This window comes from Micromonospora sp. CA-244673, from assembly GCF_050948395.1.
Lineage (GTDB): Bacteria > Actinomycetota > Actinomycetes > Mycobacteriales > Micromonosporaceae > Micromonospora.
On sequence record NZ_CP192019.1, the window covers coordinates 3173747 to 3186467 of the forward strand.

The 12721-nt window shown below is 66.3% G+C and carries 7 protein-coding genes and 1 pseudogene; 3 read left to right on the forward strand and 5 right to left on the reverse strand.

Annotated features, from left to right (window positions below; all coding sequences use genetic code 11):
• Positions 1-10 precede the first annotated feature (10 nt).
• The 4 genes and pseudogenes from ACQP12_RS14795 to ACQP12_RS14810 form a co-directional block, all read right to left on the reverse strand.
• Positions 11-319, reverse strand: a complete 309-nt coding sequence (locus tag ACQP12_RS14795; protein ID WP_433289595.1) for a hypothetical protein — start codon at positions 317-319, stop codon at positions 11-13.
• A 43-nt stretch (positions 320-362) separates the two neighbouring features.
• Positions 363-1040: a hypothetical protein gene (locus ACQP12_RS14800; protein WP_433288376.1), complete on the reverse strand. Its 678-nt coding sequence runs from the start codon at positions 1038-1040 to the stop codon at positions 363-365.
• A 314-nt stretch (positions 1041-1354) separates the two neighbouring features.
• Positions 1355-1633 (reverse strand): annotated as a pseudogene (locus ACQP12_RS14805) (transposase); the annotation flags it as partial.
• A 693-nt stretch (positions 1634-2326) separates the two neighbouring features.
• On the reverse strand, positions 2327-2848 hold the full coding sequence (locus tag ACQP12_RS14810; RefSeq protein ID WP_433288378.1) for a topology modulation protein: 522 nt from the start codon (positions 2846-2848) through the stop codon (positions 2327-2329).
• A 692-nt stretch (positions 2849-3540) separates the two neighbouring features.
• Between ACQP12_RS14810 and ACQP12_RS14815 the strand changes: the two genes are divergently transcribed.
• The gene (locus ACQP12_RS14815) at positions 3541-4008 is read left to right on the forward strand and encodes a hypothetical protein (protein WP_433288379.1); all 468 of its coding nucleotides are present in this window, start codon (positions 3541-3543) and stop codon (positions 4006-4008) included.
• 237 nt (positions 4009-4245) lie between these two features.
• Here ACQP12_RS14815 and ACQP12_RS14820 read toward each other — a convergent pair whose 3' ends face one another.
• Positions 4246-4584, reverse strand: a complete 339-nt coding sequence (locus ACQP12_RS14820) for a hypothetical protein (RefSeq protein ID WP_254336675.1) — start codon at positions 4582-4584, stop codon at positions 4246-4248.
• Between the two features lie 574 nt (positions 4585-5158).
• Here ACQP12_RS14820 and ACQP12_RS14825 point away from each other — a divergent pair.
• Together ACQP12_RS14825 and ACQP12_RS14830 are read left to right on the forward strand one after the other, a co-directional pair.
• Positions 5159-6640, forward strand: a complete 1482-nt coding sequence (locus tag ACQP12_RS14825; protein WP_433288381.1) for an ADP-ribosylglycohydrolase family protein — start codon at positions 5159-5161, stop codon at positions 6638-6640.
• 1061 nt (positions 6641-7701) lie between these two features.
• Positions 7702-11307, forward strand: coding sequence for an NACHT domain-containing protein (locus ACQP12_RS14830; RefSeq protein ID WP_433288383.1), 3606 nt, complete (start codon positions 7702-7704; stop codon positions 11305-11307).
• Positions 11308-12721 lie beyond the last annotated feature (1414 nt).

Below are 12721 nucleotides of genomic sequence, written 5' to 3' on the forward strand. Positions count from 1 at the left end.
GTCGCCGCAGTTAGCCGACTCGCCGCCGGGCGTGCTGCTTCGACCACACCGGCTCGGCAGGCGTCCCATACGGGTTCGGGAGCTTCTCCTCTCCGTACGCCGCCGCCTCCAGCCACTCAGGCACGAACCGCTTCGCGTCGGGTTCCGCGTCGATGATCCAGCCTTCGGCGCCGAGTTCGTTCCACACCTTATGGCCGGAGTTGGGAAACATGCGCCTGTTGCCGTCGGTGGCGAACATGCAGCGGGGGAACAGTCCTCTCGCGTTGCCGTCCGGGCCTGGGTAGATCGTGTACAGGGTTCCGTACTCCCAACGTTCCACCGATGCCTCACCTCCTACAACACCGGGTCGATCAGAGCGCAGGCTACTTCGCCTCAGGCAGCGAATTTCTCATCGCATCGCCCAGTGGCCGCGACCCCGAACCGCCGCACGTCGAATCCAGGTTGAGCAGCGAAAACGTCGACACCTGCCGGCCTACCTGCGGGGCGATCCGGCGCATCGCCTCATCCCGCACCTCATCCGGCTGAGACATGTACTCCGCGCACGTCGAGGTGCTCGTCAACGTGGGCGCCTCATCGCCGGTGTGCTCCCCGGTCTTCACACCGCCGTAGAAGATCAACGCGGCGGCAATGACAAGGGCGCCGAGGACACCGCCGACCGGATACGTGTTGTTGCCGATACGGATCCGCGACCCGGCCCCGGCCACGATAGTGCCGTGGCCGTGAATGTCGCCCGTCTTCACCGACCGCCCGGCCACACGGTCCCGGTCGCCGCCCCGAATGATCCCGGCGTTGTGGTTGAGCAGGTCGGTGAGTTCCACGGTGAAGCCGGTGTCTTCCCGTGCGCGGCGGGTGATGGCGCGGGCCAGCGCTTCCTGGGCATCTTCGTCGCCTTCGTCGGCGTCCCACGCCACCCACTCGTCGCTGCGGCCCAGCCTGCGTTGGACAGCCTGCCGCAGCGCCAGGAGTTCCGCGCCCGCGTAGTTACCGAACATGCCGACGATCGCATCGACGGCCGTTTTACCGATGTCGTAGTCCGCCACGCCGGGAAGTATCGGCTGGGTGCGGTCGAGGGTGAGTGGGTCTGCGTATATGCGACAGACCCTTGACAGGCGCGGTCGGTCCACGGTGGCCGCCTCGATGAGATTGCGGGCTCGGGAAGCGGAATCTTCCTACGCTATGGGGTGGTTTGCCATGCTGGCGGCCGTCCCCGGCAGTTCCTGGCAAGGAGCCCCGCCTATGGCCGGCTGGCCCGTCATCGACCGCGTCCACGGCGAAATCCGGCTGCAGATGTGGATGACCCGACTCCACGAACCAATCGGCGCCGCCATCGACATGATCAGCTAAGAAGGCCTCAGCCTCGGACGCCCTTGGCGGCCCGGCGGGCGACCTGGTCCGAGCGTTCCGGGACGACGTGCCGGATTCCCCGTTGCCGCAGGGCACGTCTGGTGAAGTCGTGGGCATAACCCTTGTCGGCGATCAACACGTGCGGGCGCTTGCGTGGCCGGTTAGATCCGGGCTCGTTGACTCGGATCGCGTCGAGCAGGGCGAGCAGCTGAGGGTTGTCGCCGGCTTGGCAGGGCGTGAGCAGGCTTGACAGCGGCCGGCCGCGTCCGTCGACGGCGAGGTGGATCTTCGCGTCAGTCCGTCGTGTGATGAAGCGGAAGGCATGTTCCTCATGCCGGACGTCGAGCGCGGTCAAGCTGGTGGCGGTGATCTCGCGTAGGTTGCCGCTCTGGAAGCTCTCGTAGAGGCCCGGTCGTCGCCTGGCGTGCGGGTCGAGGCCGGCGGCATTGACGAGATGGTCGAGTTCTGTCTAGCTGTCCAGCGATTTGGTGACCAGCACAGCGGTGCCGCCGGGGCGTAGGCAGCGGGCGATCTCCGATGGCGGTGTCCGGCGTCGGTGAGTGGTAGAGCCAGAAGGCGGCGACCGCCGCGTCAGCTAACCGATTTGGCAGGGGGTAGGTGGTGGAAGTCGGGGCAGACCACGTAGGCGGCAGCGTTGGCCTCGTCGAGGCGGTCGCGGGGTGGCGGTCAGTAGCGCGGCTGAGGCGTCGACAGCGACGAGGCGATGGGGACGGAGCCGGGTGGCCAACTGTAGGGCTGTGGTGTCGCATCCACGGCGATGTCGAGTACCACCGCACCGGGTGTGATCCGCGCGGCGAGCAGGTCGGCGATCGTGATGGCGAATCCCGTCCGCTGATCACGACGTGGTGCAGTGCTCGGGTGCGGTGCGCGAGCCGGGCGGCGCTGCGGTAGAGGTCGCCACGGACCACTGCGCGGTCAAGGAACGGTTGGCTGGCATCGGTTGCCTCCCGTCCCGTTGCCGTTAGGGCAAGGGCTGGTGTTCGTTCCGTAAACGGTTGATCAACTGGTTGGCCTGCCGGCGGCTGCTGAGGGTGAGAAGCCGGACGTGAGGTCCGTGTTCCCGGACAAGGTTCTGTAACCGGGGTCGCATTCTGCGCCGGTAACCGAGGATGTAGCGGACGAAGTTCCAGGTGATCCGGTCGTAGACGCCATCCTGGTGGTGCTGCCCGCCTCGGTAGCGCCAGCGCCGCTGCGTGATGCCCCACAGGCAGGTGGCGGCGGGTAGGTCGAGGAAGATGACAGTGTCCGCGGCAGCCAGCCGGATGGGCAGGGTCCTGGCATAGTTGCCCTCGATGATCCACCGTTCCCCGGCGACGAGTTTCTCCTGCTGGGCGGCGAACTCGTCCTGCGGCAACGGCCGCCACTGCTCGTCGTAGTAGACGGCGTCGAGGTGGGTCAGCGGTGCGTCGAGGATCTGGGCGAACTGCCGGGCGATGGTGGATTTGCCGCTGCCACCGCAGCCGATGATGGCGATCCTGTCCATGGCTCTCCAGGGTAGGGGGCCGGTGACGTCGCGCGAGAGGACACGGTGAGTAATGACGCCACCGGTTTCGGGTTACGCAGGAGGCGATTGACCACGTCAAGCTGGGTGGAGAGCCGGAACGGGTCGAGGTGCCGTAGGCATTCGGGGATCATTCGGGTGTGCTCGCCGGTGCCGGCGATCTCGGCCGGCCAGCCGACGCGGTGCCGGACGTCGGTGGCGTTCCGGACGATCAGGGATGGCGGGACGAACGCGGCGCCGCCTCGGACATCGGCGGGGAGGAGCGGCGCGGAGCCGGCGAGGACGGCCTCGAAGATCCGCTGGGTCATCTGCCCGGCGGCGGCGCAGCGGCGGGGCAGCAGCAGGACCTGGCTCATCGAAGACGGCGTTCCCGAGATCGCCCGGGCTCCCGGCTCGGACAGCGCCTCGCCGGCGTACGAGGCATGTACAGCCATTTATCGAACTTATGGTCATCAACTTCGTCGACGCGCTGCAGCCACGGAGGCCATCCGAACGCTGTGGCGACAGCGGGCGGCACGATCTGCGCGGCATCGAGGCGTTACGGCCGTTGTGTCGTCCGCCTCATGCCCACGCAGGAGGGGTGCCAGCGCGCGCCGACCGACTGGAGAGTCAGCCGAGCTGACCGCCTAATCCCATCGAGTATCGAGGGCTATCGCGGCAGTACTGTGCGCGCCATGATCCGCAACGCCATGATCGTAATGCCCCTTTGCCTGCTCTCCCTCACTGCTTGCGGCAGCAACGCCGATAAGCCGGAAGCCGCTCCGTCCTCGACATCGCCAGTTCCCGCCGCCAGCACGGCGTCGGAGACGGCGGCCAGCCCGACCGCTCAGGCCGCCAGCGAGGAGGCGGAACTTCGCCAGGCGGTGGTGGCGTACTCGGACGCCTTCCTCGACGTGAAGCCCACGGTCGGGTATGACCTTTTCTCGGCCAGGTGCAAGGAGCGCGTGACCCTCAGCGAGTTCACCGGGATGCTGACGGCCGCCAAGCAGATGTACGGCAAGGCGATGCCACTCAAGAGCTTCGAGGCGCAGATCTCAGGTGAGATGGCCCGAGTGACCTACACCTATGACGTGCCTGCCCTGAACCAGAACAAGGAGCCGTGGGTGCGGGAAGACGGCAAGTGGAAGCAGGACGACTGCTGAGCCTTGCCTCAGGTTCGGCGCGCTCAGCCGCGCCAGCTTGAGCGATCGTTGGCGAGGTTCCGGTGGTGGTGCATCGGCGAGGGTGAACTGAAGCCCGACCTCCACCACCGGAACCTCAAACCCCCAGCGCCTTCCTGGCGCCGTCTCGGTCGAGTCGGCGACGAGGCTCCACTCGTCGACCATGTCGGTCAGATGGCGAGCGGTTGTTGAAGGCCAGGTACTTGCCGCGGCTGACTGCTACCAGGCCTTTCCGCGGATCGGGGGCACGTCGAGGTCGCGCTCGTCGCCGCGGTGCTCGGCGAGGAGCTGCCGACGGATCGAACGCCAAGCGACGCGCTCCTGCCGGTGGGCGAGTTTACGGTGCGACTGGAAGGTGCAGAGCTGACAGCCGCAAAGGTTCGGGGCCTGAGCCGAGGGCTGCCGGTAGCAGCGAGTGCGGTTCCAGGCGGGCGAGGCGAGGAACTTGTCGAGGTCGCACGGGCCGGAGCCGTGTCGGTGGATGTCGGTAAACCAGTAACGCAAGTGCGGATCCAGCTGCTGCACTCGCTCGGGTCGGTGAACGTCGGTGCGGGCCATGTGACGACCGCCTTCCGGCCGCCCGCGCTCGGTGCGCGGGACTTAACGCCTGGGTGGCATGTCGATCACCTCCAAGGGGTGGGGCGGACGCCTGGTATGCGAGTGGTGGGGGGCGTGCCCGGCTCCCAGCTCAGCTGGGGGAACACCCGTTACAACCTTTTGGGTTACGCCGTACATGTTAGGCCCAGGCTCCGACAAGATTTGACCACCTAGCTGCAGCCGGCGTCCTCATCTACCAAGCAAGTTGCGAGCTGGCGATAGCCGGGGAGCAGAGGGACACCCGGACCTGTACGCCGGTAGCGGTGGGCCGGCTGCGTGGCACGGGCGTGCACGACTCGTGGCTAGTGGGGCATCTCGTCCATTTGCTGCTCCCGCTGACCTTGCCGCAGGCACGGCGGTTCGTTCCCCTGTTCGACCCGAAGGCGGACAGGCGCCCATAGGTCTCCTGGTTCAGCGCGTTGATGTAGGCCCGAGCGGCGTACCGAACGTCGTACCCGGCTGACATAGTGGCCAGCGGCCTTGTGACGGTGGCGACGGCCATGAGGATGTGGGAGTTGCGGGGGTGGGGGAGTTGATGACAGCGATTGTGCGGCTGGATGCGATTCAGAGCGACCGGGCTGCCGGTGTTCTCCTCGGGGCGGCGTGCGGTGACGCGTTGGGCGTGCCGTACGAGTTCGGTGCGCCGCTTCCGGCGAACGAGCAGCCTGAGATGCGTGGTGGGGGACTCGGCCCGTACGCGCCGGGTGAGTACAGCGATGACACCCAGATGGCGATGTGTATCGCGGAGGTGTCCGCCACCGGGGCGGACCTGCGCCGCAGCGACTTTCTCGACCGCATCGCTGGCAACTTTCTCCGGTGGAGACGGGAGGGCGCCAGTGACATCGGGGCACAGACCCGCAAGGTCCTGGACGCGGTCTCGCACGCGAACGGACCGGGCATCGCCGCGGCGATGCGAGACGCAGCCACCGATCTGCACCGGCGGACTGGCCGCAGCGCCGGTAACGGGTCGCTGATGCGCACCGCGCCGGTTGCGCTGGCCTATCTCGGCGATCCGGAGGCACTCGCGGAAGCCGCCCGCGCAGTCAGTGAGCTGACCCATTACGACCCCTTGGCCGCGGACGCGTGTGTGCTGTGGTGCGCCGGGATCCGCCGGGCGGTTCTCGACGGGACCTTCGACGGGGTACGCGAGGGTCTGGACCTGCTGCCCGCGCAACGCCGTGACCGATGGTCGGGCTGGTTGGCCGAGGCGGAGTCCAAGCCGCCGGAGCAGTTCCGGCCCAACGGGTTTGTTGTCCCCGCGTTGCAGGCCGCCTGGTCGGCGATCACACACACCGACGTTCCGGACCACAACCCACGTCAGGGCAGTTTCCCCTGCCAACATCTCGAACACGCCCTCACCGCGGCGGTCCGTGTCGGCGACGACACCGACACCGTCGCGGCGATCGCCGGGGCACTGCTCGGCGCCCGGTGGGGCTCGTCCGCGGTGCCCTTGGCCTGGCAGCGCGCCGTTCACGGCTGGCCGCGGCGGCGTGCGGCGGACCTGATCCGCCTGAGCGTGCTGAGCGCCCAACGCGGCCAGGCCGGCCAGGGCGGTTGGCCGGGCTGCGCCCGCGCGCCACGGCAAGCAGTCGCACCGTTGATGCGGGCACACCCGCACGACCCCGGGGTGATCCTGGGCAACCTCCACACCGACGCAGCCGCAGCGCGCGCCACCGCGGTGATCTCCCTCTGTCGCGTTGGCTGCGACGATTTCGACGACGTGCCCGTCGCCAACAGGGTCGGGGCGTGGCTAGTCGACCAGCCCGGCGCCAACGCACACCCGCACTTCGTAGTCGATCAGGCCGCCCGCATGCTGCTCGAGCTGCGCAAGGAGGGCCATGTCGTGCTGCTGCACTGCGCCGCAGGCCAGAGCCGCACGCCGGCGGTCGCCGCCCGCTACACAACCTTGACCACCGGCACACCGGCGCGCGCCGCGCTGGCCGAGCTGCGCGGGCTGCTCGACACGCACGGCTGGACCCTCAACCCGGAACTACGGCAGGTAGTCGAACAGCTGTGACGCGCTACGCCGCGGCTGCTTCAGGCCGAGCATGCACAGGCGAGAAGCCGGCTGCAGGCAAGGTGGACCTATGGCCCCGCCCATGAAGGGAGCGGCCGACAGCACCACCTGCCGGAACAACTTCGATGCGGCTGACGGGGACCGCCTGACCATGGAGACCGGGATCTCGGGGGAGCGGATGGGAACAGACGGGCGCACGCAACGACAGCCAGCTCACCCAACGGCACCGAACAGCAATGAACAGCACTCGGGCCCACCTGCAGTTCTGCGCTTCCGCAGGTCGGCGGCGGTGCGGCATCCCGCTTCACACCGACGAGGTCACTGGTTCGATCCCAGTATCGCCCAGGCAGGTCAAAGGGCACTTCCCGGCTCGGGAGGTGGCCTTTCTGCTGTCGTACAGCAGCTTTGTACAGCGGTTTCGTCAGCGCCCGAGTGAGTCGCCGAGGCGTTTAAGGGCATCTGTTCGCCTTCGTCGATGCCTAGGCGTAGATCTCCATCGTCACGGATAAGCGGGCGTGCCTCAGCAACTGCCTGGCGGCGCTGGGGCGGACGTCGAGGTCGGCCAAAGCGTGGCGCAGGTGCGCCTGGCGTCGTGGACGGTGATCGGCTTGACTCCCGCCTTCTCGCACCGCGTCTGCCAGAAACGCTGGAAGTTGCGCGGCTCGATGGCTGTGCCGTGGCGAATGGTGAATACGAGGTCGGTTTCGTGCCACGCCTTGCCGCGACTGCGCCGGCCTCGCCACGTTGTTGCTTTCTGAGCTTGAGCGCGGTCAGACAGATGTCGGGCAGGGGGCGGGTCGGTCCGTGCCCGATGTAGGGGTCAATCAGGGCACGCAGAGGGGTGCGGAGACGGTTCCCACGCGGACGCTGACATGTGCGACCGCAGCGTGCAACCGCCGAGGCTCGAGATCCATGCGATTACCAAGCTGGCGGTCTTCGTGTAGGACCGTCCAACGGCGGGCGTCGTTCGACAGCCTTGCCCGTCTTCCTGCCGCGCGTTCAACATGGTGACCGGGGCGGCGTAGTGCGCGAAGTCAGCATCCTCCTGCATCATTGGCGCCATGCCGACCGGAGTCGCAGGCCGGGGTCCGCGTGGGGGCGCCGAGAACGAGCTGGGTGGAGACTTTCGCGCGGATTACGCGGCCTACATCGCCGCACACGGTCTTCGGGGGATAGGGATCGAGATCAGCGGCGACGAGCGTACGCACGGCACCCCGTCTCTGATCAGGGCAGAGGTCGACGAGGCGGTCGACGATCTTGAAGTCACGTTCACCGATGGACGGCGGGTCCTGCTTCAGCTGAAGAAGTCGTTGAAGCTGACAACAGCGGACGGTAGCCCGTTTCGCAAGGTGATCGACCAGTGGGTGGAGCAGATTACCGCGGATCCCGAGGGTTGTACGCCGATGGTGGCGATTGCGGCGGCTGCTGCGGGTGAGATCGAGCACTTGGCTGATGCCCTGGACCGAAGGCGGGATCGTCACGCCTCCCTACCATCGCCGAGCGAACAGAAGGCACTCACGAAGCTCATCGCTGCCTTGTCGCATCTGTCGTCCGGGGTTCGAGACGCGGTGCTCGATCGGGCGTCGATCGCGGTCTTTCCCTGGCATGCGAGGCGGGGCGGCCAACCCGTCGCCGTCGCTCTTCTGGACGGTGCCGTGGTGGCCGTCGGCCAGGGCCACGCCGCGGTCTCGGCGCTGGCGACGGCTCATCGTCGCTCCGCCGCTCTCCGCACCGGCCTCGATCTGGGGCAGTGGATCCAACGCCTCGCCCGTCCACCGTTCGACCTCGTTAGGAGTTCAGCCGGGAGCGTGTCAGCGCGCAGGATGGCGGAGCGCGCAGCAGTCGACCGGTACTACCAGCGAGCTATGGGCCCCCGTGGTATCGATCTTCTCGCGTTCGGAGCGGACCTGCCGTTGATTGAAGCCCCCATCGACTGCTACGTCGCGCCCACGGGTGAGGGAGACGCGCGAGTTGACCTCGACATCTATTTCCGGCGTTACGGTCGGGTCCTGTTGCTCGGTGCGCCCGGATCAGGCAAGTCCACTGCCTTGCGTGACATCGTGCGGCGAGAGGCGGAACGACGGTGGGTCCTGCCCGTCCTGATGGATCTGCGGTCCCTGCTCGCCTCCGGCAACGCGGACAACTTCTATCTGCCGACCCTCTCGGCCGAACGGCACCCGTTGGAGCAACTTGCCGTGATCGCCAGCGAGGTTGCTGAACCTGCGGATCGCGATGCGTTGATGGAGGCGGTCCACCGGGCAGCCGCGGAGGGACGCTTACTGGTATGTCTTGACTCGCTCGACGAGACACGCGAACACCGGCGCGAGGTCGTCCGGTGGATTCGTCGCCTACTAACGCATCTGCACCCCGACTGCGACGTGCTGCTGGCCACCCGGACCAGTGCCTACGCCTCCGCAGCGGTTCTCGGCTGGCGGAAAGCGCGCGTCCTGCCCCCACTCTCGCCACAGTCGATCGCCGAACCGATCGTTCGGGCGGTCGCGCGTCGCGATGGCCGCGACGACGCGTGGATAGGCGACCGCCTGCAGGAGATCGGCGAGCGGCTGATGACGTCGCGCTATCTTGCCGAGACGCCGCTGCTTGTTACGGCTCTCGCGCTCGAGACGTCCGAAAACCGCACATCGTCGAGGCGCACCGGAGTGGCCTCGCTGATGGACTCGGTCATCAGGCGGGTGGCGCACGACTGGGAGCGGCGGAGCGGGCGACGGGGGATTAGCATGCCGGCGCTCCCCGCCGCCCAGATCGAGGAGGCGCTCATCGGCGCCCTGGCAATCGTCGGCTGGGAAAGCGTCACGAGCGCGCGTCCCCCGTCAGAGAGCCGCGTCGGTCGGCTGCTCACCGAGCAGTTCCAAAAGGAACACGGCCTGGTGCCCGGCGTCGCTCGCGCCCTCTCGCGCGCCTGTCTTGATTTCTGGGACGAAGCGGGCGTGCTCGTCCGGGACGAAACCGGTGGAATCGATCCGCGGGCGCGCAACGTCATCGAGACATCAGCCGCCCGTCATCTCGCCGAAGCACCTGAGCTCACACGTAACGATTTGCTTGTCCAGGCTGCAGCCGATCGCACGATGGCACCGCTACTGTCCCTGGCAGTCTCGCTGGAACCGGACTTGCTCACACCGCTGACCGAGGTGGGTGCCAGAAGCAAGGATCTCGACCTACTGCTAGCCGCTGCGCGGGGCATAGCTGACCGAGAGGACGCATCGGAGCAAGGCACCGCAAGGCTCGTAGAGACGTTGGCAGAGAAGGCGGTTGCACACGACGAACGGGCAATGGACATCATTGAGGTGGTCGCCCAGATCCCCTCACCTCCTGCGAGTAGCAAACAAGTTCGGGAACTTGTCCAGCGAGTGGTGCCGCTGGAACACCTGCCGACATGGGAGGCACTGCTAGCGCACCGATGGAACGAAGCGCACGCCTTCACCGATTGTCTCTCCGTGATGATGTCCGTACCTGCCGTAGATGAATCCGACCGACCGTACGTCAACGACGAAGGGGTTCTCGACCTCGGCACTACGAGCCCACACAAGGTCGCCTTTTCCGAAGTCGTGCTAGGAGCAGCGGCCCGCCTTCCCGCCGGGCAACCGGACGTCGCCGAACGAATTGAAGAAGTTGCCTACCAACGCTGCTCCTATGCCACCTACAACAAAATCTCTGATCTGCTGGCCAGGCTGGATTACGCTCCTAAACAACGCCGCGCTAGCGCCGTGATTGACTTTGCGGGCTGGACTATGCGTAGTCGGGCATCTCATAAATGGCTTCTCGAACGCATGCAGGAGTTGGGGAACCCGCGCGAGCTGAAACCGGTGGAGCGCCGCCGACTGCACAGCATTGGAATGCTCGTCAGAGGGCTCGCCTTCATGACCCTTGAGGCTGGAGCTTTAGAAGAGGCTATCGCGGTTGACGAGTTGAACCTCGCGGCCATGATCGCCTTCATCGTCGAGCGCGCTGGCATCGACAAAGATTCGCTCGCCTCCGAGGCCGCCGTTCGGCTGGAGGAATCCTCCGCCACGCAGGACCTCCACGTCGGGCTCGACTACGACTCACCTCCGTGCCGGCTGGTGCACTGGGACACGATCGACGTGTCCGCCACGATCGAATGGTTAGGCACGTTGTTCACGGGAAGCTACCTGCTCGCCCGGCAGGGGCAGCTTGCTCTGGCTCAAGTGCCGCCCGAGCATAGATCGCTAGCCTGCGGCCGCGTCGAAACGACGGCAGCCGATACGACCGTGCCCACCCGCAATCGGTTCTTGGCAGCACACCTCGCGCTCTATCTTGACCAAGAAGCGCTGGTCAGGCGGTGGCGGCATGAAGAGGACCCAATACTACTCAGTGCCGTCATGGCCGGGGTCCGCGACGACGCTCCTGAACGTCAGATCCTTCTTGCAGAAGGACTGCGGCATGACGATGCCCTAGTCCGAAACAATGCCGTGGAGAACATCAGGGAAGCGGACATGGCGCACAGCGGCATTGTCGAGGCATTACAGCAGGCACTGAGTGCCCAGCCCCAGGCGACCTGCAGATACTGCGGCATAGGGGGTCAAGACCTCGCGCAGGGAAACTGTTCTCGATGCAACCTGTCATTGCCCAACCCGCTGCGGGCAGTCAGGCAGGCGCTTGCCCTTCGACCGACGAACCGTCACAACGAGTAGCTGCCACGGTCAGGATGGTCATATGGGAACCCTGACTCGGCGAGACACTAGGACTAAGAGCCGCCATACCAGACACCACCGCTGCCACCAACGAGCGGGGGCGGAAACAGCGACCGGCCGGCATGCGAACAGTCGCAACGTTGGACGACCCGCACAGAGCTTGTTAGCCAGGCGTCAGCAGGCATCGACTTGCCGCAGGTTCAAGCCGGGGCGGTCGTTAGGGCGCTTGCCGCGGATCTTCGGGGAGTGGCTGCCCGTCTGTGATCAACTCCCACAGCCGGTGGCAAGCATCGTTCTCGGAGCGGTAGCTCTCTATGATGTAGCACCGCTGGCCACGCTCGCTGTAATACACAGTCCACCCATTGACGTCGTGATCCACGCCAAACCCGCCGTTCGGTAACCCCCCGCTCAGGCTGTACCGCCGCGCCGACACACCTCTCCGGTCCAGCGCGGTTTTCAGCTGGGTGAGGTCCATCTGCAGCTACCTCCGCGGTGAGGAACTTCAACGAAGTATCGGCCGGTCCTGAGCTCCAGCTGCACGTATCGCAGCGGCTCAGGTCGCTCGACCCCGTTGCCAGTCATGGGCGGAGGCTTCGGGCGCCCCTTTCATGATCCCTTGTGGAAGGATGGGTCGGTGACGCTCCGTCTCGTCATGTGATCACCGCCGATCCTCGCAGAGGAGAATCCCTTGAGTGATGATCTAGAGAGCCCAGACAAATGGGAGATCGAGTTGCAGCAGGTCCGGGCTCGAGCGAACGCGCCCGTTCCCGACTCACTCGTTGCCCGAGAGTTTGACGAGGAGGACGCTAGGCACCTCACTGGGGCTACTGCCGAGATGGAGTATGCAGCGCGATTGGCTGCAGGTGTGTGGACTGGACGGAGTGATGCCCGGAGTGGGCAAGGCTGGCAGTGGGCCGGTTACGTTGAGGAGAAGGCCGGCAACGCTGAGCGCGCTGCCCGCGATGTTGTCAACACCATCCGGAAGGCGAAGGGGCGGACGCCCAGCGATCAGCAACCGGTGCTTGACCGAACTGGTTTCGCCGAAGGTGATCAGCCAGCGGCTCGCAGAGCCCGTGCTGATCGCGACTACCTGCCTTTCCCCTGCTACTTCTGCGGCGAGCGGCGGCTAAAGCGATCGTACTCCGATAGTGCCCGTGATCCGGGTCGTCTGGAGCTCTACTGCGACAGCCCCAAGTGTGATGCCAGAGAGGTGGTGGTACTCATCCGAAGGGGCGCAGGAGCTCACCTGCGGGACGATGTTCGAGCAATCAAGGATGTTCGGCCTCCGGCTCAACGATTGACCGGCGAAGATAAATGGCTGTCGGGACTGCTGGACGGCGACGAGCCGAGCGGGCTCGCGTCCGACGAGTAGGCGTAGGAAAACGTCCCAACCAGCCAGCAGTGACGGCAACCC

Excerpts from the sequence above, each read along its gene's own strand:
- ACQP12_RS14810 (WP_433288378.1), bottom strand. The coding sequence starts at position 2,848 with ATGGACAGGATCGCCATCATCGGCTGCGGTGGCAGCGGCAAATCCACC.
- ACQP12_RS14815 (WP_433288379.1), top strand. The coding sequence starts at position 3,541 with ATGATCCGCAACGCCATGATCGTAATGCCCCTTTGCCTGCTCTCCCTC.
- ACQP12_RS14820 (WP_254336675.1), bottom strand. The coding sequence starts at position 4,584 with ATGGCCCGCACCGACGTTCACCGACCCGAGCGAGTGCAGCAGCTGGAT.
- ACQP12_RS14825 (WP_433288381.1), top strand. The coding sequence starts at position 5,159 with ATGACAGCGATTGTGCGGCTGGATGCGATTCAGAGCGACCGGGCTGCC.
- ACQP12_RS14830 (WP_433288383.1), top strand. The coding sequence starts at position 7,702 with ATGCCGACCGGAGTCGCAGGCCGGGGTCCGCGTGGGGGCGCCGAGAAC.